The following is a 19915-nucleotide window of genomic DNA, read 5'->3' as shown; positions in this document are numbered from 1 at the left end:
GACACAATGAACCCAAACGAAAGTACTAATAGTTTATCCCCTGATAAATGGGTTGATAGTTATGCTGATTATTTATTTAATTATGCAGTAGCTCGTGTTAATAATGAAGCAATAGCTAAAGATTTAGTTCAGGAAACATTTTTTGCAGGATTAAAATCTGCCAAAAACTTTGAAGGAAAATCAACAGAAAGAACTTGGCTTGTATCTATTTTGAAAAGAAAAGTAATAGATCATTACAGAAAGATCAATTCAAAAAAAGGACAGGCCGAAGTAAAAATGAATTTTTATGATGAAGGAGAAAATGAAGGAAACTGGATTGAAGAGCGCGTACCTCAAACATGGAAAAATGAAGCTGAAGAAAATATAGAAAACGAGGAACTAAAAAAACAAATAGAGAAGTGTATTGATAGCTTACCTGAAAAATATGCAATGGTTTTTAGAATGAAAACAATTCAAGAATTTGAAACCGAGGAAATTTGTAAGGAGCTAGATATTACACCGTCTAATCTTTGGGTTATAATTCACAGAGCTAGAACCCAATTGAGAAATTGTATGGAAAAGAACTGGTTTAAGAATTAATCTTATTATGATTGGAAAATTTAAAATAACTTGTGACGAGGCAACAACTATATGTGATAAAGCACAGTATGGTGAGGCTTCACTTAAGGAAAAAATTAAGTTAAACCTGCATGTGTTATTTTGTAAAATTTGCAAGTTATATTCAAGACAAAATAACATTTTAACTCAGGTTTATAAAGGAAAGGCAATTGAGTGTAAAGCAAAGAAATTTACAATGTCTGATGAAGACAAGTTGGCGCTCAAAGAAAAAATAAAAGAAATAAGTTAAACGCTTTAGGTTTTTTTAAAAAACCATTTTTTGATTTTTTGTTAGATTGAAACGGAATTTGTTGTAAAGATGAATTCCGTTTTTTTAATTTAGCCTCAAATTAAGAGTATGAATTTTTTACCCGAATTAATTGATGAATATGCTGTAAATCATTCGCAAGATGAGCCACAGTTATTAAAAGAGTTAAGTAGAGAAACTTGGCAAAAAGTATTAAATCCAAGAATGTTAAGTGGAGCTTTTCAAGGAAGAGTTTTGTCAATGATATCAAAACTAATAAACCCTAAAACTATTCTGGAAATAGGCACATATACAGGTTATTCTGCCCTTTGTTTAGCTGAAGGGTTACAGTATGACGGAACTCTCTTTACAATAGATAAAAATGAAGAATTAGAAGAACTTCAATATAAGTATTTCCAAAAATCTGAATATAGAAATCAAATCAAGTCTTATGTAGGTAATGCTTTGGATATCATACCAACATTAGAGGTTACATTTGATTTGGTATTTATTGATGCTGATAAATCAAATTATTTGAACTACTTCAATTTGATTATAGAGAGAATGAATAAAGGAGGAGTAATACTTTCCGATAATGTTCTATGGAGTGGTAAAGTTGTTGAAGAGTTAGATACTAAAGATATTGATACTAAAATATTATTAGAGTATAATAAGCTTTTAAAAGAAGATAATCGTTTAGAAACAGTTTTATTACCTATACGAGATGGATTAACCATTAGCAGGGTAAAGTAATTTTACATATTCCTTTTAATAGGTCCGGTTAAATCATCTATATTGTCCTTAACCTCGTTTACCTCTTTATTAAAATCTTCAATAATGTTAGTGTCTAAACCTTGCTTTTGGGCACTTTCATTAATTTCCCTTTTAATATCATTAGTAGCATCTTTAATTTGACGCATTCCTTTACCTAAACCACGTGCTATTTCAGGTAATTTATCAGCCCCAAATAACATTACTACTATTAATAGTATGACAAAAATTTCTGGGCCACCGATAAATAAAAATGTTGTATTCATTATTGCAAAGATAAATAAAAAGCCTAATTATTTATGAAATAAAAAAGCCAAACTATTATATAACAGTTTGGCTTTTTTAGGTAATATTAATTGTAATTAGTCTGCAAGAATAATTACTTTATTGTCTTTCATTTCAACAGTACCAGACTTGATGTTTAAAGTTAAAACTTTATCATCTGCCGGTAACTTTTCAATGCTACCATGTAAATCATCAAAAGATAAATGATTTTGTGTGTGTACGTGGATTTTAACTGTTCCTTTATCTAAAATAGAAACAATTGGAGCATGGTTATTCAACATTTGAAATTCACCATTAACACCAGGTACAGTAACAGAATCAACTTCTGATGAAAATAAAATAGCTTCTGGAGTTACAACTTCTAAAAACATAATTTCAATTGATTAATTTTATTAATAATTGTTAATTGAACTATGCTTCAGCTAACATTTTCTCACCAGCGTCAATAGCGTCTTGAATAGAACCTTTTAAGTTAAAAGCAGCTTCAGGATATTTATCTAACTCTCCATCCATAATCATATTAAATCCTTTAATAGTGTCTTTAATATCAACTAATACTCCTGGAATACCTGTAAACTGTTCAGCAACGTGGAAAGGTTGAGATAAGAAACGTTGAACACGACGAGCTCTGTGAACGACTAACTTATCTTCTTCAGATAATTCTTCCATACCTAAGATGGCAATAATATCTTGTAATTCTTTATAACGTTGTAATAACTCCTTAACTTTTTGTGCACAACTATAGTGCTCATTTCCTAAAATTTCTGGAGTTAAAATTCTTGAAGTAGAATCTAATGGATCCACAGCTGGGTAAATACCTAACTCAGCAATTTTACGAGATAATACTGTAGTAGCATCTAAGTGAGCAAACGTTGTTGCAGGAGCTGGATCTGTTAAGTCATCCGCAGGTACATAAACTGCTTGTACTGAAGTAATAGAGCCTTTTTTAGTTGAAGTAATACGCTCTTGCATTGCTCCCATTTCAGTTGCTAACGTAGGTTGGTAACCTACCGCAGATGGCATACGTCCTAATAAAGCTGATACTTCAGAACCTGCTTGTGTAAAACGGAAAATGTTATCAACGAAGAATAAAACGTCTTTACCTTGAGCTTCACCAGCACCATCACGGAAATATTCAGCAATTGTTAATCCTGATAACGCTACACGAGCACGTGCTCCTGGTGGCTCATTCATCTGTCCGAAAACGAAAGTAGCTTTAGAATCTTTCATTCCTTCTTTATCAACTTTAGATAAATCCCATCCACCTTCTTCCATAGAATGCATAAAATCATCACCATATTTAATGATACCAGATTCTAACATCTCTCTTAATAAATCGTTTCCTTCACGAGTTCTTTCACCTACACCGGCAAACACAGATAAACCACCGTGTCCTTTTGCGATATTATTAATTAATTCCTGAATTAATACAGTTTTACCTACACCGGCACCTCCGAATAATCCAATTTTACCTCCTTTAGCATATGGCTCAATAAGGTCAATTACTTTAATCCCTGTAAATAATACTTCTGTTGAGGTAGATAGTTCATCAAATTTTGGAGCAGAACGGTGAATAGGCAAACCATCTTGACCTGTTTTAGGTAAATTTCCTAATCCATCAATAGCTTCACCTGTTACGTTAAATAAACGTCCGTAGATATCATTACCTATTGGCATTTGTATTGGATTACCAGTAGAGATTACTTCTTGTCCTCTTTGTAAACCATCAGTTGCATCCATAGAGATAGTACGAACTGTATCTTCACCAATATGTTGTTGAACTTCTAAAACTAAAGTAGAACCATCCGCCTTTTTAATTTCTAATGAATCATAAATCTTTGGTAGTTCAGCATTTTCCGTATTAAACTCAACATCGATAACTGGACCAATAATTTGAGAAACTTTACCTGTTATTGTAGACATTACTATGTGTAATTAAAGTTATTTATTTTGTTAAGTGAGTATTAACTCATTTTTTCAAGGCGCAAAGGTAATTTTTTAATGGGAATTTTAAAAATGTTTCGTAGTATTTTTGAAATTTTTATAATAAAAAAAGCCTCACAATATGTGAGGCTTTGATTTTATATAGTGGAAATTAAATTATTTTACTAATTTGATTTCAACACGTCTGTTTTGAGCTCTACCATCTCTAGTGTTGTTACTAGCGATTGGATAAGCTTCACCGAATCCTTTAGAACTTAATCTGCTTGAAGAGATTCCAGCTTTGCTAACTAAATAATCTAATACAGCTTTAGCTCTGCTTTCAGATAATCTTAAGTTAGAAGCTTCTTTACCTTGGCTATCAGTGTGTCCTTCAATGCTGAAGTTAGCTTTAGGATACTCTTTCATGATACCAGCGATTAAATCTAATTTACCAGTAACTCCAGTTCTGAATGTAGATCTTCCTGAGTTAAAGTAGATAGCTCTTGCGAAATCGTTTAATTTCTTAACAGCTTCTTCTTTGATAACTACTTCAGGACATCCGTTGTTAGAAGCAACACCTTTAACGTTAGGACATTTGTCATCTTTGTCTAATACACCGTCTCCGTCAGTATCAGGCCAAGGACATCCGTTGTTAGCAGCAGGACCAGCTTCGTTTGGACAGTTATCTTTGTTATCAGCAACACCGTCGTTATCAGCATCTGGACAACCGTTTAAAGATTTTAAACCAGCTTTAGTAGGACAAGCATCGTCTTTATCAGCAATACCGTCACCATCAGAATCAGGACAACCGTTTAAAGCAGCTAAACCAGCAACTTCTGGACAAGCGTCATCAGAATCTTTAATACCGTCACCGTCAGCATCTGGACATCCGTTGAACTCTTTTAAACCAGCAACTTCTGGACAAGCATCTTCTTTGTCATAAACACCATCACCGTCAGTATCTTTTCCACCGAATTTAAATACTAAACCAATTGAGTGTTGGAAGTGATCTTGAACTTTGTTTGCAAATTCTTTCTTTCCACCAGTTTGGAAGTTTAAACCTAAGTTGTCGTTAAACCAAGTATTGAAACCTACACCAGCGTTTAAAGTTCCTTCACCGTTGTCACCTAAGTTAGCATAACCTCCCCCTAAGTATACATATGGATCAAACCATCCTGTATTACCAAATAAGTTGTTTAAGTCATACTTAACGTTTGCATCGATAGCCCAGTACAACTCATCCATGTCGTTTTCAGCTCTGAAAGTCTCGATTTTATTTAAAGAACCCGCTAATTGTAAAGTGAATCCATCGTTTAAATATCTATCAACAGTTAATCTTGAAACTGATGGTAAGATATTCCAGTCGCTAGTACCGATGTAATCTTTAGCGTAGTCTCCAAATTTTTGCGGAATTCTAAAGTCAACAGCGTTAACTCCGAAACCAACTACCCATGGATTGTCTGAATCCTGTGCGCTCACCGTTCCAACTGTTGCGAACGTAAACAAAGCCATCACAGCTAATTTTAATTGTTTCATTATTAAAAATTTAAATTAAAAGTTCGTTTATATATAACGCAAATGTAAGTTGTTAAAACTTATTTACAAAAACAAATCTACAAAAACTTCCCAGAAATGCAAGTTTTTTTATTGTAATTGTCTATATTACATTAAGTTCTTTTCCTACCTTTATAAATGCATTTATAGCTTTATCTAGATGCTCTTTCTCATGCGCTGCCGATAATTGAACTCGTATTCTGGCTTGTTCTTTTGGTACAACAGGATAAAAGAAACCGATAACATAAATACCTTCATCTAATAATTTATTAGCCATAATTTGAGATAATTTGGCATCATAAAGCATTACAGGTACAATTGCAGCATCAGCTCCAACCAAATCAAAACCGGCTTTTTCCATTTCAGTACGGAAGTAATTCGTATTCCATTCTAGTTTATCACGTAAAGAGGTATCGTTTGAAAGTAAGTCGAATACCTTTAATGAAGCACCAACAATTGCAGGGGCTAAAGAGTTAGAGAATAAGTAAGGACGAGATCTCTGGCGTAAGAGTTCTATAATTTCTTTTTTCCCCGTTGTATATCCTCCCATGGCACCGCCTAAGGCTTTTCCTAGTGTTCCGGTCACAATATCAACACGTCCCATTACATTTTTCAATTCTAAAGTCCCTCGTCCTGTTTTCCCGATAAAACCGGCAGCATGGCATTCATCAACCATAACCATAGCGTTGTATTTATCGGCTAAATCACATATTTCGTCTAATTTAGCAACTATCCCATCCATAGAGAAAACTCCGTCGGTTACTATAATTTTAAAACGATGATTTTGTTTATTAGCTTCGATTAATTGTTCCTCAAGTGAAACCATGTCATTATTATTATAACGATAACGAGCTGCTTTACATAAACGAACTCCGTCAATAATAGAGGCATGGTTTAAACTATCAGAAATAATAGCATCATTTCCAGTTAATAAAGGCTCAAAAACACCTCCGTTAGCGTCAAAAGCAGCAGCATAAAGTATGGTGTCTTCTGTTTGATAAAAATCAGCGATCTTTTTTTCTAATTGTTTGTGAATGTCTTGAGTTCCACAAATAAAACGAACGGATGACATTCCAAAACCATGGGTGTCCATAGTATCTTTTGCAGCTTGAATTACTTCAGGATTATTTGAAAGTCCTAAATAATTATTAGCACAAAAATTAATAACTTCTTCTCCTGTTGAAATTTTAATAACAGCATCTTGTGAAGAGGTGATAATACGTTCAGATTTATAAAGTCCGGCATCTTTGATGTCTTGGATTTCTTTTTGTAAATACTCTTTAATATTTCCGTACATTTTATTGTATTTATAAGTTGAATGTTTGTTGTGTCAAAGTTAGTGGGTTAAACTTCTTCAACCAAAATTTCTTGGTCAATATATACCAATAGTTTTTTATGAATAGATAGATTCATGAATTTTAGTGCATCAGCGTATTTTAAAAGCTGCTGATGGTATTTTTTTGAAGGTTTACCTGTTTTATAATCGATTATTGTTGCGGTGTTATTTTTGATAACAAGTCTGTCGGGAATGATAATCTGATTATCTATAGTAACAATTTCTCTTTCATTGTAAATAAAATAATTGTCTGAAAAGTAATCACTTAAAATAGGATGGCTTACGATGTTTTTCAGTATTTTTTCTATTGATGAAACAGAATCTTTATGAATGAGTCCTTGTTTTTGGTATTCATCAATAACAGAACTAATATCTTTCGGTGTTATGATTTTAGCCATCATTTCATGGATTAAGTTTCCGTACTCAATGGCCTCTTCCTGTTTTGTGTTCCATAATTTAGAAGCACTGGCAAGCATGTAAATATTATGTTCTTGCCAAGGGGAAGAAATAAAATCTTGTTGAATTTTTGTAAAGCTTTCTTTTGGTTTTTTGTTGCTGATTCTATCCAATGTTCCTAAACTATAATAGAGTTGATCTTCACTCCAAAGGTTTTGATTTTTTAGATAGTTGATAAATAACCCGGAATAAAAACTGGTATTTTCACCTGTTTTTGTAATTTTCTTTTCAGTTATAATATGAAGTTGCTCAATAGGTCTTGTTAGGGCAACATACAATAAATTCAAATTATCTAATTCTAATTCCTCACGTTGATGTTGGTACATTGTTTCTCCTTTTTTACTAATAAAGTTCAGTTCTTTATTAAAAGGAATTAAAATTTCATTAAAACCATCAAAACTTTCTTCAGGAAGTTCGTCAAGCCAAATTTTTGGATTAATTTGTTGATATATATCTAAATCACAAGGAAAAATTACAACAGGAAACTCTAATCCTTTTGATTTGTGAATAGTCATTATTTGAACCGCTTCTGAACTTTCCGGTGCTACAATACTTAATGCATCTTTCTTTCTGTTCCAAAAATCCAAAAAATTTTGGATGTCTGTATCTTTTCTTTGTTGCTCCAACACAACATCTAAGAAAAATTGAATGTAAGCATCAGAAGAGTTAATAAGGTTAAAACCCCTTATAATTTCTTCAATTTTTTCATAAAAAGGAAGATGATGAAAGTTTGTAATATTAAAACTTGTATGGTAGTTTTTTAATAATTCAAATAAAGAAGCATTGGTAAGTTGTATGTGTTTAGCAAAGAAAGAATGTTTACTTTCTTTGACTTGTAAATGATGATATAAAAAATATAAAACCTCTAAAAGAGTTTCTTTATCTGATGGATGTTGAATAAGTTGAAGGATGTTAATAATAAAAAGAACCTTAGCATTGCTTTGAAGTAGTAAGGTTTCAGAGGAAACAATAGGAATGTTATTTTCTGCTAAATAATTTGCCACTGCAATTCCGTCGCTCTTTTTACGAACCAACACACAAATTTCATCCAAGCGGAATTCATTTTGTAAACGCTCTATGGTTTCTAATACTTTCTTAGGGTACTTTATGCTTTCTTCATCTTTATCATCTTTTTTTTCTAAAAAAGAAATAGAAACACAACCTCCTTTTTTAGAATTTTCTAATTGATTATTCCCTTCTACAAAAAGCTGTTTATAGCTTTCATTTTGTAAGAAAGATGAAATATGCTTAAAAAAGGAATTATTGAAAGTAATAATCTCGCTAAAACTTCTAAAATTAGTTTCGAGAGTTTGAGCTCTTTTTTCAATTTGAAAAGGATTTTCAGAATTGTCAGACGTAGAGCCCAGATTAATAAACTGTTCTGCTTTTCCTCCTCGCCATCTGTAAATAGCCTGTTTGCCATCACCCACTAATAGCAAACTACTGTTTTCTTGTGCTAAGGCATTATCTATTAATGGAATCAAATTTTTCCATTGTAGGGTAGAGGTGTCTTGCATTTCATCAATAAAATAATGCATAAAACGTTGACCAATACGCTCGTAAATAAATGGAGTAGGTTGGTTTTTTATATTATTAGCTATAAGTTGATTAAATTCAGCATTAAGGCGTATGTTATTTTCTTCTTTTATAGTGTTTAATTCAGTATTAATGTTGTTTAAAACAGCTAACGGAATCACGCTTTTTAAAGCTAAATCACATAAAATAAGTTTACCGTAAATTGTTTTACTTTCATTAAAAAGCTGAATTAGTTTAGGTAAAATATGTTCTATAGCACTACTGATTTCTGGTTTTGCTGTTTTGGTATAAAAACTATGTGTTTCTATTGCTTTATCAATAGTTTCACTTCTTTTCTTATAGTCAAAAGAACTAGTAAACTCGCTAAGATCTTTCAGAAAGTTAGGAAAGGTAGAACGGGTAAAATTTTGAGGTTCTAAACCTTCTTGCTCGATTATAGTAAGGGCTTCTTTTCCTGTGTTTTTTATCTTTTGAAGTAATTCTTTTTTACTAACAGATAATTTACTTTTTAACTGTGTGAAATCATCAAGAGTTTTGTTTGATAAAGCGTTAAAATGAATAACATCATCCTCATTAAGAAGAATTTTTGCAATATCGTTAAGTTCACGTGTAATATCCCAAGACTTATCATCATCGGTTTTATCTAATGAAAACTGAATAAGTAACTGGGTAATATCTTTATCAGATCCTATTTTAGAAATTAAAACATCTACAGCTTCATTTAATAAAGAAACGGCGTCCATTTCAACTTCAAAGTTTAATGATAAACCTAAATCAAAGGCAAAGCTTTTAATAATTTTATGAGTAAAGCTATCAATGGTTGTAATTGAAAAAGCGGCATAATTTTGTAGAATAGCATCAATTATTTTTTTGCTTCGTTTTTCAATAACTTGTTTGTCAAGGGTAGTTTCATTTAAAATAATAGTCAATAAATCATTGTTGTTCCCCTCAGAAAAAGTGTGTAGATTATTTAAGACACGCTCTTTCATTTCGCCGGCGGCTTTATTAGTGAATGTAATTGCTAATATTTTTTGAAAACGAAAAATATCTTCAGATTGCAGCAAAACTTTTAGATACTCTTTTACTAAAGTAAAGGTTTTACCACTACCTGCTGAGGCATTATATACTTGAAAGATTGATGATTGTTGCACAATTAATTTTTAGACACTAATTGCACGAATTTACACAAACTAAAGATACTTTCTTAAAACAGATAAAAATAAATTAAAAGTATTCTACAGTTCCTCAATCATTTTTTTATTAAGCTGAATAAAATCATTATTCTTAGCTTTTTCAGAAAGTTCCAATCCTCTTTTTGCTACTTCTTTAGCTTCTTTATATCTCTTCAGATCTTTCAAAATTAAAGCTTCTCTAGTTACCTGAAAAAACAAAGCTTTATCAGATTTGGTAACTTTTTGAATATATTCAAGTGCTTTTGTTAAGTCTCCTTTTGCTTCATGAAGATATAAAGCTGCATTAAAGTAATCAAAATCACTAGGTCCATTTAATTGACGTCCTATAGATTTTAAAATTTCTTTTGACTCATCAACTTCAATTAGTATTACTACTTTTTTGTGTTCCCATTCTATAACCAAATCAGCACTACTCATGGTTATATTTTTAAAGTGAATTTCTAATGTTTCAATTAACTCTGTATTCTCAATTACAGGAACTTCTATTGTAAACAAAGGTGTTTTTTCTATATAAGTATTCCAATTAGTACTTTCATATTTATACCAACGTATCTCCCATTTTTTCTCATTTGGAACTGTTAGTATTGTATAAGCTCCTTTTTCTAGTTCATTTCCTCCAACTATTACAGCTTTTGAAAATGAAATTTTAGTAGCCGTATTTGCTCCTGTTCTCCAAAAATTATTATTGGGCAATAATCCTGTGTTTCCGAAAACAGCTCGCCCTTTTACACTAGGTCTTGAGTATTCTACTTCTACTTCTGTGAGTCCTATGGTTTGTACTATTTTTGAGGCCGGACTTAAACTTGGAGTTTTTAATTGAGCATTTGCTACCGTAGTGCTAAATATTAGTATTGCAATATATTTTTTCATCTTACATATTTTTATTGAAATAAACTGACGGAGAAACTCCCATCAATTTTTTAAATGATTTATTAAATGTTGTTTTTGAATTAAAACCTGCTTCTTGGGCTAATCCATAAAAAGTTAATTGTCTTCCTTTTTCTGTTTTGGCTAAGTTTACAAACTCTTTTATTCGATAGTAATTTACATATTCAAAAAAGTTCATTCCTACATTTTCATTCAGCAATCGGGCTAGTTCAGGACTATTAACCCCTAATAATTCTGCCAATTCAGTTTTTAATAGTTTATTATTTAGATATGGCTTTTTTTCTAACATTAACTTATCTAATTGTAGCTTTAATCTTTCCATATCGTTAAGACTTAGTTTAGACTGTTGATACTTTTTTGTTTTTACTTCAGGAATACTTCTTAAAACCTCTGGTTGCAACATTAAATAATAAGTAATAAATAGAATTATTAAGACTAAAAGTATCCATATATAAGGACGTGCGTTACGTTCTAACATAGGAAAACCCAAAAGGCTGGTTACAAAAAGTACAGTCCAAACCAACAAGCAAAAACCAGTTAAAAACAAAAAACTACGTAAGAAGCGAAAATGAACTTCAAAAGAAGCTTCATTTTTCATCTGCTTTTCAAAGTTTAAAAAAAATTTTAGTCCTAAATACCAATAAATTATATTAATTAGCAAACCTACTGCGTGACATCCATATATAACTTGTTGCAACTCTCCTGTTTTAATGCGACTTAAAATAACAGCATCACTAGGAATCATAAAATATATTATTATAAACAAAGAATAAATAATTCCTGGTATATAATGCCTTAAATCCAAATAAGTGAATTTAGCTTTGTGCAAGACAGATTGAGTAAACAGATATATTGTAGGCCCGAAAAGCAATGCTGAAAACTCAGAAAAAGCTATGAATCTAAAATTCTTTCCATAAACTCCCGAACTATGAATTACTTTTCCTATCAATCCTATCGATACAATCGTTATAAGGATTAACATATACTTATTAATATTTTTCCCTCTTTTTGCTGACAGAAAATAAATCATTATCAGAAAAACACTTTGCAAAAGTCCAAAATATACCAGTTGATTTAAAATCTCTTTCATTTATAGTTTAAAGCTTAGATAAGAAGTTATTTAATTATGAATTGATGTACATTTTTCAAACCCTCATAACTATTTAAGGGATTCTTTTTAGCAAACATTTCAAATGTATCTTTATTTTTCCAAGCAATGATATAAAAAACATCTGCGTTATAGTAATAACCTACAGGAGAAACTCCATTTTCTAATTTTAGCACAATTTCTCCTCCTGCTTTTTTAACTTTATGTTCCCATTTTTTATAAAACTCTAACGACTTTTTATCATCTCGTCCCCAAAACGCGTTTCCTACATTAAACTTATTAGCATCTACAGAAAACTTTATATCCTTTTCCATTTCATAAAATGTTAGTCCAAAATAGTCAAAAAGACCTCTTCTTTGTTCATGAAAATCAGGAACTCTTTTAACTATATTATTTAAAAAACTTTTTCTTTTTCTCATATTTTCCCACTTTGCCATAATCATACTAGTCGGACAATGATGTCCCAAAATTATTTTCTTTATAGCAAAATTTGGTTGTGGTTGATATGTATATTCAAAAGCAACAGGAAAAGCTGTCTTTTTATAAATATCAAATAACTCACTTGTATTGGCTTTAGTTTTTATCAAGAGGATATCTAGCACCTCTCCTTTCTTAAAATCAAATGATTTTTGTTTTGCTTGCGTCCAAGCAAAATTGTTGACTAAAGAAAATACAATTACTTTAATTAATAATTGATTCATTTTATTTGTTTTAATTTTAATGTAAAACAACTATAAACATTGCTTTATTCAAAGACTAACGAAGTACACATACTGTATTTGTACATTAAAAACACTGATTTGATTACGATTATTTAAATAAGGGGTTTATTGGAATCGCCAAAGGATATAATACCCCGAGGCTTGCCTCGAAAATAAAAAATTGTTCTGACCAATGTCTCGTGAGCTTGCCCCGAGGTAGTTTACTAAAAAACCTCTTTTTTAAAAATTTTTCATATAAAACTTAGGGTATAGGTATTTTTTACGTCTTAGTAATTGCTTGATAGCTAAATTATTGCATTTAGTATTTATTAAAGCTATCAAAATTGCTAAGTAACCTTAAAAATTAGAATTATATGAAAAACAAGAGAATCCTACCTCTTAAAACAATTTTGCTATTGTTTTGTGCTACTTTATTTTTAGTAAACTGTGAAAAAGAAGAAGTACTACCAGACCCCTCTTTATTAACTACCAAAGAACAAGCCATCATAGACGAGATACGAGAAACCGATGAGTTTGCTCTGCTAAGTCAAGCTTTATTACGGATTAAGTATTATACCTATAAAACAGGACTCAGTTATCAAGAGCTTAGAGAATTTGCTTTAGATAAAAATAAGAGTGCAGTATATGAAAATACTATAGACCAAGCTGGAGTTAAAAAAGGAAGTATTGTTTATGATGTTCGTTTGTTTTTACAACTTTCGTTGAGTATTGAAGAAACGTATTTTATGGATGATGCCATTAATTGTGGTTCACGAAAAGCCATGCAGTATGTTTTAAGTACTTTAATAACTGAACGTTCCTTAGAAGTGATGAACTATGAATTGGAATCTTATAAGAATCGGAGCGGAAAATATGCAAGAGGAGCAATTCAATCTCTTTGTGTACATGATGGTCAATGTCCAGTACAACAAATGTGTTGTTTTGATATGAACACCTATAAGTGAGTATGTAAGATAGCCAATATAGAGTATACATATAATGAGTTTACTAAAGAATATGAAGTAAGAAAGTATTGTCCGGAAGAGTTTATTTTATTAGATGAAGTAGTGATAGAAACCCCAGATAAGAACCCAGCAGACCCAGATTGGATGACCCCAGAGGATAATTTAGAAGAAGAACCCGAATGGCCATACCACGACCCTAATGAAGATAACACTTGGGATGTAACCCCAAACTGCCCACAGGGTACTGTAAAAATAAACAATAGATGTATACCCATAATAGGTATGAATGTTGAGGAGGATAAAATTGAAAATAATCTAACGGGTAAAGCTAGATGTTTGCATGATAATCTAACAAAAAATAGAAATACTTTTGTGAAAGATTTATTAGCAAATTTTGAAGGAGTTTCTGAGTTTAATATTAATATTTCTTCCGTTGATAAAATATTTTCTACAAAAGCTAATGATTATGTAAACGGAGAAACTTCATATACAAAAGGTGATGATATGATTTATATTAAAATTAGTGCAGATAAAATTTCTAATAATTCCGTATTATCGGGTATTCGAACCATACTTCACGAATATATTCATGCCGATATGTTTAGAAAAATATACACAGAAGATGAAGCCAATAGTCCCGAAGTAAAAGACTTTAAAGAAACATACAATAAGTTTGAAAAAGGGAACTTTAAAGCTGACTCCCAACATGAAAGTATGGCAAAACTGTATGTAAATTCCATGGCTACTGCCTTAAAAGAAGTACACCAAGCTATTTTGTTAAGAGAGTACAATTATTTGTCACAAGATGGTACCAAATCACTCGATAATTTATACGAAGCTTTGGCTTGGCAAGGGTTGAAAGGGCACGACGTTCAAGCATATACAGAATTATCAGACACTAAAAAAGCAGCTTTAACTGAAGCGCTAAACACCTATTTTCATAGTTTAACTAAAAACTGTCCACAATAATCATGAAGAAGCCACTATTTATTATTTTGTTATTAATAAACACATTATTAATTAGAGCACAAGAAGAAAAACAAGATACCTTGTTTATTAAATATGATAAAACGATATCTAAAAGATTACAAAACCCAGTAACGAAGGAATTTTATTATACGATAAAAGATCTAGATAAAAAACCAGAAATAACTTATTTTAAAGAGAAGAGAATTTTAAAAAAATTAAAGACTAGAAAAAAACAACAATGTTTAAAAAATATTATTAAAAAATCAGGAGCTTATTATAGAAAAGATAGACTTATCGATTCTAAGTTATTTGCATACTTTAAAAATGATGGTTATAAAGTATATTTTTTAGTAAAAAACAAAACGTTTATTGAGGTTGAAATATGGTATGAAATAAATTAGATATATGAAAAATTTATTTATTATTTTACTACTAACTAGTTCCTTTCTTAAAGCACAAGAGGGAAAACAGGACACTATTTTTTTTAAATATGATAAAAATTATGTGCTTTTTTATGACGATTATAAGAAATGGTGGGATTTATCATATAAAGATTATGAAAACGAAATTTTAAAAAATATTAATTTAACTAATACTCAAGGGTATTTTATGTTAAAAGCAGTAGATACTCTCTATAATTTGTTTCCTAAAAAGGTCTTTTCATTAAAAAAATATGTTGAAACTAGGAAGTTTTACTATCCTGGAAAATACAATAAAATAGTAGATATTAATATTTTAAAAAAAGAGCTTTTTAATAAATATAAAGTTTTTTTTACTACGGATGATAATGGTTTTATTAAAATAAGACAAAGTCCATATGAAAATTATTACCATTCATTTTACCCAATAAAATATGCTAACAAAAAAAAATACCCTAAACAAATAAAAGACACATTATTTATTAAATATGATAAAGATATTTTTTTAAAAAGAAGAAATCCAGTTAGTAGGGAAATTAGCTACTTAATTAAAGATAGAATGTATAGGTCTTCCGAATATATTCGTTTTGAGGAGAAAAAGAAATATACTAATATTTCAAAAAAAACTGAACCAATCAATTTTCAAGACTTTTTAGTTAATAATTTTAATGATAAAATAGATGATTGGACATTAAGTAGTTACTTAAGTAATTATGTTATTTTTTTTGTGTGTGAAAAAACGTATATAAAAATGCAAGTAATTGATGTTATTGATGATTAATCATGAAAAAAGTAATATTTATTATATACTGTTTTTTTGCTAGTAGTATTATACTAGCTCAACAGAAAAAAAGAGATACCCTATTTATTAAATATGATAATTCTTTATTAACTAAAAAACAACTTAGAGGAGAAAAAACATATATATATGTAATTAAAGGAACTGGTAATCAAAAAGACTTTGTATATCTGCTAGAAGAGGGTATGTGTTTTAATTTAAAACCAAAAAACGTTAAAAAATTTAAAACTATTTTAAAAAAATCGAACGCTTATTATAAAAAAGATAAGCTTTACGATTGGAAATTAGCAGAATATTTAGGTAAATACGTTGTTTTTCTTGTCAAAGGAAATAAATATATAAAAGTAGTTGTAGTTGAAGGAATAGAATAAAAATAGCCTGTGATTAGGTATAAGTAAAACAAATCAACTACTATGAAAAAAGTAATATTCATTATATACTGCTTTTTTGCTAGTAGTATTATACTAGCTCAACACTCCTTTCTTAAAATCAAATGATTTTTGCTTTGCTTGCGTCCAAGCAAAATTGTTGACTAAAGAAAATACAATTACTTTAATTAATAATTGATTCATTTTATTTGTTTTAAATTTTGATGTAAAACAACTATAAACATAGCTTTATTCAAAGACTAACGAAGTACACATACTGTATTTGTACATTAAAAACACTGATTTGATTACGATTATTTAAATAAGGGGTTTATTGGAATTGCCAAAGGATATAATACCCCGAGGCTTGCCTCGAAAATAAAAAATTGTTCCTGACCAATGTATCGTGAGCTTGCCCCGAGGTAGTTTACTAAAAAACCTCTTTTTTTAAAATTTTTCATATAAAACTTAGGGTATAGGTATTTTTTTACGTCTTAGTAATTGCTTGATAGCTAAATTATTGCATTTAGTATTTATTAAAGCTATCAAAATTGCTAAGTAACCTTAAAAATTAGAATTATATGAAAAACAAGAGAATCCTACCTCTTAAAACAATTTTGCTATTGTTTTGTGCTACTTTATTTTTAGTAAACTGTGAAAAAGAAGAAGTACTACCAGAACCCTCTTTATTATTAACTACCAAAGAACAAGCCATCATAGATGAGATACGAGAAACCGATGAGTTTGCCCTGCTAAGTCAAGCTTTATTACGGATTAAGTATTATACCTATAAAACAGGACTCAGTTATCAAGAGCTTAGAGAATTTGCTTTAGATAAAAATAAGAGTGCAGCATATGAAAATACTATAGATCAAGCTGGAGTTAAAAAAGGAAGTATTGTTTATGATGTTCGTTTGTTTTTACAACTTTCGTTGAGTATTGAAGAAACGTATTTTATGGATGATGCCATTAATTGTGGTTCACGAAAAGCCATGCAGTATGTTTTAAGTACTTTAATAACTGAACGTTCCTTAGAAGTGATGAACTATGAATTGGAATCTTATAAGAATCGGAGCGGAAAATATGCAAGAGGAGCAATTCAATCTCTTTGTGTACATGATGGTCAATGTCCAGTACAACAAATGTGTTGTTTTGATATGAACACCTATAAGCGAGTATGTAAGATAGCCAATATAGAGTATACATATAATGAGTTTACTAAAGAATATGAAGTAAGAAAGTATTGTCCGGAAGAGTTTATTTTATTAGATGAAGTAGTGATAGAAGCCCCAGATAAGAACCCAGCAGACCCAGATTGGATGACCCCAGAGGATAAATTAGAAGAAGAACCCGAATGGCCATACCACGACCCTAATGAAGATAACACTTGGGATATAACCCCAAACTGCCCACCGGGTACTATAAAAATAAATAATAGATGTATACCCATAATAGGTATGAATGTTGAGGATGATAAAATTATAAATAACTTAACCGGTAAAGCTAAATGTGTATATGATAAATTAACAAAATCAAGTACAGATTTTAAAACAATGATACAAAAGTTTGATGGTGAGTTTCCTGTAAGTCATTTGAAATTTGAAATGAGAGATTTAGGTACTAGAAGAGCACAAACTGATGCTCCAGATGGTGCAGGAGGAAATAATTCACCAGATTATGTAATTACTATTGCTTTAAATAATAATACTAATGAACATGGAGTAAACTACAGGTCCAATCTTATGAATGCTAAAACTATTGCGCATGAAGTTATACATGCTGAAATGTATAGAAAATTATTATCAGTATTAGATAATGGAGGGAATATAGCTGGAATAACTAAAGAACAGTTTCTGAATGTAAAAAATAATTTCCCAGGTCTTTATGATTATTATACAAGATATAATTTTAATACATCAACACCTAATAATGCTCAGCACCAACAAATGGCAACACATTATAGAGAAACTTTGGCAAGAATATTGCAAGCTTTTGATACTGGAACTATTGTGCCAGATAATCAACAACCACAACAATTGTATATGGATTTAGCATGGGAAGGGTTAAGATATGATGGAACTACAGGAAACAATGCTATTTATACATGGACAAGTTTATCTCAAGCAGAAAAAGATAGAATCGAAGATGTAATTGATAATTATATTGAGACTAATAAAAATGAAAACTGTCAATAATGAAAAAATTTATTTATTTATTTATTTATTCACTTATTTGCAACATACATAGTCAAGAAAAAAAGGAGACAGTGTATTTGTTGTTTGATAGTAAAAACAAAAAAACATGTATTATAGGTGAATCAAATAAATATGGAGAAATCGTAAAAAAATATCGAAAAGAGGAAAGAAAAAACCGTATTACTTTCTTTATATGCAAAGAATCTTTTGTTTTAGATAAAAAAGATAAAATAGACACTTGTGATATTAAATATTTAAACAAAATAAAGTTTGAGACATTACAAACCATGGAATCTAAAAGAGGTGTTTCAAAATATGTATTCAAAAATTCAATATTTGAAAAAATATATTTAGTAGAAAAATATAAAGATATAATAATTAAGTATCCTGTTATATGGAATACAGATTCAACACAATATTAACCAGTGTAAACTTCCCCTAATTAGAACTGCATAAATTTCTAATATTTCATAAAATTATTGTTTTTAATTCTCTTGGGGCTAGCCCCAAGAGAATTAATTTCTGCGTATTTTATCGGTGATAATCTACCCAGTCCTTCATGGGGTCTATGATGGTTATAATCATACATCCAATCTTGTGTTTGTTCTCTTACTTGGTCGATATTCTCAAAGATGTACTTATCAAGAACTCCCCTTCTATAAGTCCCATTAAATCTCTCTACAAAAGCATTCTGAGTTGGTTTTCCTGGTTGAATATAGACAAACTCTATATTGTGCATTTGACTCCATACAGAAGTAATATTAGCGATAAATTCTGGACCATTATCCATTCTTATCTTATTGGGTTTTCCTCTTCTGTTGACAAGATGATTAAGTACCCAAACTACTCGATTACTTGGTAAAGAAAAATCCACTTCTATATGCAGGACTTCTCTATTGCAGTCATCAATAATGGTAAAGGCTCTAAAATGCCTCTTGTTCTCAAGAGTATCGGTAACAAAATCCATACTCCATGTGTCATTAAGGTTTTTGGGCACTTCTAATGGCTCTTTCACTCGAACTGGCAGTCGCTTCTTTACTTTTCGACGTAGAGCAAGTCCTAATGCTTTGTAAACCCTATATACTCGTTTATGATTCCATGGCTTCCCCTCATTACGTAAACGACTATAAGCCTTCCAAAACCCCTCTTCTGAATGTTGTACTGCTTTTTCTTGTAGAGCAATCTCTATCTCAGTATCATCCTTTGGCAACGGTTTGTAATAGTAAACACTTTTGCTCATATTTAATACTCGGCACGCCCTGCTGATACCGTAATGAGCAAGAGATTTACTAATAACTCTCTTACGGCAAGGCTTTAAAGCTTTTTTGCAATGACCTCTTTGGCCATTTGATGATCTAAAGCTAAAGAAGCATACATCTGTTTGAGTCTACGATTCTCATCTTCCAACTCTTTGATACGACGTAACTCTTTAGAACTCATCCCAGCATATTTGGAACGCCAATTATAAAATGTTGCCGAACTAACTCCATGCTCTCGGCTAATCTCTAAAACCGTTTTACCTTGATCAAATTCTTTTAAAATCTTGGTAGTTTGTGAGGGTGTAAATTTACTCTTTCGCATCGTTTTCTGTTTAAAGTTAAAATT

General features: G+C 30.6%; 20 protein-coding genes. 10 read left to right on the top strand and 10 right to left on the bottom strand.

Annotation, left to right across the window (positions count from 1 at the left end; all coding sequences use genetic code 11):
* The first annotated feature begins 6 nt into the window (after window positions 1–6).
* From ACQY1Q_RS07735 to ACQY1Q_RS07725, 3 genes are all read left to right on the top strand, one after another.
* Window positions 7–579 carry a sigma-70 family RNA polymerase sigma factor gene (locus ACQY1Q_RS07735; protein ID WP_431004729.1) on the top strand — a complete coding sequence of 191 codons (573 nt, stop codon included), beginning with the start codon at window positions 7–9 and terminating at the stop codon, window positions 577–579.
* A 7-nt stretch (window positions 580–586) separates the two neighbouring features.
* Window positions 587–847: a hypothetical protein gene (locus ACQY1Q_RS07730; RefSeq protein ID WP_431004728.1), complete on the top strand. Its 261-nt coding sequence runs from the start codon at window positions 587–589 to the stop codon at window positions 845–847.
* 108 nt (window positions 848–955) lie between these two features.
* Window positions 956–1597: an O-methyltransferase gene (locus ACQY1Q_RS07725; protein ID WP_431004727.1), complete on the top strand. Its 642-nt coding sequence runs from the start codon at window positions 956–958 to the stop codon at window positions 1595–1597.
* Window positions 1598–1599: 2 nt separating this feature from the next.
* Here the strand turns inward: ACQY1Q_RS07725 and ACQY1Q_RS07720 are convergent, their stop codons facing one another.
* The 9 genes from ACQY1Q_RS07720 to ACQY1Q_RS07680 form a co-directional block, all read right to left on the bottom strand.
* Window positions 1600–1881, bottom strand: coding sequence for a Sec-independent protein translocase subunit TatA/TatB (locus ACQY1Q_RS07720; protein WP_431004726.1), 282 nt, complete (start codon window positions 1879–1881; stop codon window positions 1600–1602).
* A 96-nt stretch (window positions 1882–1977) separates the two neighbouring features.
* Window positions 1978–2271, bottom strand: a complete 294-nt coding sequence (locus tag ACQY1Q_RS07715) for a FoF1 ATP synthase subunit delta/epsilon (protein WP_431004725.1) — start codon at window positions 2269–2271, stop codon at window positions 1978–1980.
* Window positions 2272–2311: 40 nt separating this feature from the next.
* A complete protein-coding gene (gene atpD, locus ACQY1Q_RS07710) occupies window positions 2312–3823 on the bottom strand; it encodes a F0F1 ATP synthase subunit beta (RefSeq protein ID WP_431004724.1) in 1512 nt (503 codons plus the stop codon).
* A 177-nt stretch (window positions 3824–4000) separates the two neighbouring features.
* Window positions 4001–5359, bottom strand: coding sequence for an OmpA family protein (locus tag ACQY1Q_RS07705; protein WP_431004723.1), 1359 nt, complete (start codon window positions 5357–5359; stop codon window positions 4001–4003).
* A gap of 121 nt (window positions 5360–5480) precedes the next feature.
* The gene (gene kbl, locus ACQY1Q_RS07700; RefSeq protein WP_431004722.1) at window positions 5481–6674 is read right to left on the bottom strand and encodes a glycine C-acetyltransferase; all 1194 of its coding nucleotides are present in this window, start codon (window positions 6672–6674) and stop codon (window positions 5481–5483) included.
* Between the two features lie 47 nt (window positions 6675–6721).
* The gene (locus ACQY1Q_RS07695) at window positions 6722–9856 is read right to left on the bottom strand and encodes a UvrD-helicase domain-containing protein (RefSeq protein WP_431004721.1); all 3135 of its coding nucleotides are present in this window, start codon (window positions 9854–9856) and stop codon (window positions 6722–6724) included.
* A gap of 84 nt (window positions 9857–9940) precedes the next feature.
* Window positions 9941–10768 carry a DUF2911 domain-containing protein gene (locus tag ACQY1Q_RS07690; protein ID WP_431004720.1) on the bottom strand — a complete coding sequence of 276 codons (828 nt, stop codon included), beginning with the start codon at window positions 10766–10768 and terminating at the stop codon, window positions 9941–9943.
* A gap of 1 nt (window position 10769) precedes the next feature.
* Entirely contained in the window at window positions 10770–11876 is a 1107-nt protein-coding gene (locus ACQY1Q_RS07685) for a helix-turn-helix domain-containing protein (RefSeq protein ID WP_431004719.1), read from the bottom strand.
* A 26-nt stretch (window positions 11877–11902) separates the two neighbouring features.
* Window positions 11903–12595 carry a hypothetical protein gene (locus ACQY1Q_RS07680; RefSeq protein ID WP_431004718.1) on the bottom strand — a complete coding sequence of 231 codons (693 nt, stop codon included), beginning with the start codon at window positions 12593–12595 and terminating at the stop codon, window positions 11903–11905.
* A gap of 374 nt (window positions 12596–12969) precedes the next feature.
* Here ACQY1Q_RS07680 and ACQY1Q_RS07675 point away from each other — a divergent pair, with 374 nt between their 5' ends.
* From ACQY1Q_RS07675 to ACQY1Q_RS07645, 7 genes are all read left to right on the top strand, one after another.
* Window positions 12970–13560 carry a hypothetical protein gene (locus tag ACQY1Q_RS07675; protein WP_431004717.1) on the top strand — a complete coding sequence of 197 codons (591 nt, stop codon included), beginning with the start codon at window positions 12970–12972 and terminating at the stop codon, window positions 13558–13560.
* Between the two features lie 102 nt (window positions 13561–13662).
* A complete protein-coding gene (locus ACQY1Q_RS07670; RefSeq protein ID WP_431004716.1) occupies window positions 13663–14529 on the top strand; it encodes a hypothetical protein in 867 nt (288 codons plus the stop codon).
* 2 nt (window positions 14530–14531) lie between these two features.
* Window positions 14532–14930, top strand: a complete 399-nt coding sequence (locus tag ACQY1Q_RS07665; protein WP_281979685.1) for a hypothetical protein — start codon at window positions 14532–14534, stop codon at window positions 14928–14930.
* A 4-nt stretch (window positions 14931–14934) separates the two neighbouring features.
* On the top strand, window positions 14935–15729 hold the full coding sequence (locus ACQY1Q_RS07660) for a hypothetical protein (RefSeq protein ID WP_431004715.1): 795 nt from the start codon (window positions 14935–14937) through the stop codon (window positions 15727–15729).
* Window positions 15730–15731: 2 nt separating this feature from the next.
* The gene (locus ACQY1Q_RS07655; protein WP_431004714.1) at window positions 15732–16118 is read left to right on the top strand and encodes a hypothetical protein; all 387 of its coding nucleotides are present in this window, start codon (window positions 15732–15734) and stop codon (window positions 16116–16118) included.
* Between the two features lie 578 nt (window positions 16119–16696).
* The gene (locus ACQY1Q_RS07650) at window positions 16697–18310 is read left to right on the top strand and encodes a hypothetical protein (protein ID WP_431004713.1); all 1614 of its coding nucleotides are present in this window, start codon (window positions 16697–16699) and stop codon (window positions 18308–18310) included.
* The gene (locus tag ACQY1Q_RS07645) at window positions 18310–18732 is read left to right on the top strand and encodes a hypothetical protein (protein ID WP_431004712.1); all 423 of its coding nucleotides are present in this window, start codon (window positions 18310–18312) and stop codon (window positions 18730–18732) included. Before ACQY1Q_RS07650 ends, ACQY1Q_RS07645 begins: the two co-directional genes overlap by 1 nt.
* Window positions 18733–18770: 38 nt before the next feature.
* Here ACQY1Q_RS07645 and ACQY1Q_RS07640 read toward each other — a convergent pair.
* Window positions 18771–19891, bottom strand: a protein-coding gene (locus ACQY1Q_RS07640) for an IS3 family transposase (RefSeq protein ID WP_431004711.1) whose coding sequence is annotated in 2 segments (ribosomal slippage) — window positions 18771–19639 and window positions 19639–19891 — 1122 coding nt in all. Because the reading frame shifts where the segments join, the coding sequence is not laid out codon by codon here.
* Window positions 19892–19915 lie beyond the last annotated feature (24 nt).

Source organism: Tenacibaculum sp. TC6 (assembly GCF_050606265.1).
Lineage (GTDB): Bacteria > Bacteroidota > Bacteroidia > Flavobacteriales > Flavobacteriaceae > Polaribacter.
The sequence above is the reverse complement of the archived record's forward strand: the minus strand, read 5'-3'. Positions and strand labels throughout refer to the sequence as shown.

Bases quoted from the DNA above. Each gene is read 5' to 3' on its own strand.
- ACQY1Q_RS07715 (WP_431004725.1), bottom strand. From the start codon at position 2,271: ATGTTTTTAGAAGTTGTAACTCCAGAAGCTATTTTATTTTCATCAGAA.
- atpD (WP_431004724.1), bottom strand. From the start codon at position 3,823: ATGTCTACAATAACAGGTAAAGTTTCTCAAATTATTGGTCCAGTTATC.
- kbl (WP_431004722.1), bottom strand. From the start codon at position 6,674: ATGTACGGAAATATTAAAGAGTATTTACAAAAAGAAATCCAAGACATC.
- ACQY1Q_RS07645 (WP_431004712.1), top strand. From the start codon at position 18,310: ATGAAAAAATTTATTTATTTATTTATTTATTCACTTATTTGCAACATA.
- ACQY1Q_RS07680 (WP_431004718.1), bottom strand. From the start codon at position 12,595: ATGAATCAATTATTAATTAAAGTAATTGTATTTTCTTTAGTCAACAAT.
- ACQY1Q_RS07720 (WP_431004726.1), bottom strand. From the start codon at position 1,881: ATGAATACAACATTTTTATTTATCGGTGGCCCAGAAATTTTTGTCATA.
- ACQY1Q_RS07725 (WP_431004727.1), top strand. From the start codon at position 956: ATGAATTTTTTACCCGAATTAATTGATGAATATGCTGTAAATCATTCG.
- ACQY1Q_RS07705 (WP_431004723.1), bottom strand. From the start codon at position 5,359: ATGAAACAATTAAAATTAGCTGTGATGGCTTTGTTTACGTTCGCAACA.
- ACQY1Q_RS07650 (WP_431004713.1), top strand. From the start codon at position 16,697: ATGAAAAACAAGAGAATCCTACCTCTTAAAACAATTTTGCTATTGTTT.
- ACQY1Q_RS07665 (WP_281979685.1), top strand. From the start codon at position 14,532: ATGAAGAAGCCACTATTTATTATTTTGTTATTAATAAACACATTATTA.
- ACQY1Q_RS07730 (WP_431004728.1), top strand. From the start codon at position 587: ATGATTGGAAAATTTAAAATAACTTGTGACGAGGCAACAACTATATGT.
- ACQY1Q_RS07655 (WP_431004714.1), top strand. From the start codon at position 15,732: ATGAAAAAAGTAATATTTATTATATACTGTTTTTTTGCTAGTAGTATT.
- ACQY1Q_RS07735 (WP_431004729.1), top strand. From the start codon at position 7: ATGAACCCAAACGAAAGTACTAATAGTTTATCCCCTGATAAATGGGTT.
- ACQY1Q_RS07690 (WP_431004720.1), bottom strand. From the start codon at position 10,768: ATGAAAAAATATATTGCAATACTAATATTTAGCACTACGGTAGCAAAT.
- ACQY1Q_RS07660 (WP_431004715.1), top strand. From the start codon at position 14,935: ATGAAAAATTTATTTATTATTTTACTACTAACTAGTTCCTTTCTTAAA.
- ACQY1Q_RS07675 (WP_431004717.1), top strand. From the start codon at position 12,970: ATGAAAAACAAGAGAATCCTACCTCTTAAAACAATTTTGCTATTGTTT.
- ACQY1Q_RS07685 (WP_431004719.1), bottom strand. From the start codon at position 11,876: ATGAAAGAGATTTTAAATCAACTGGTATATTTTGGACTTTTGCAAAGT.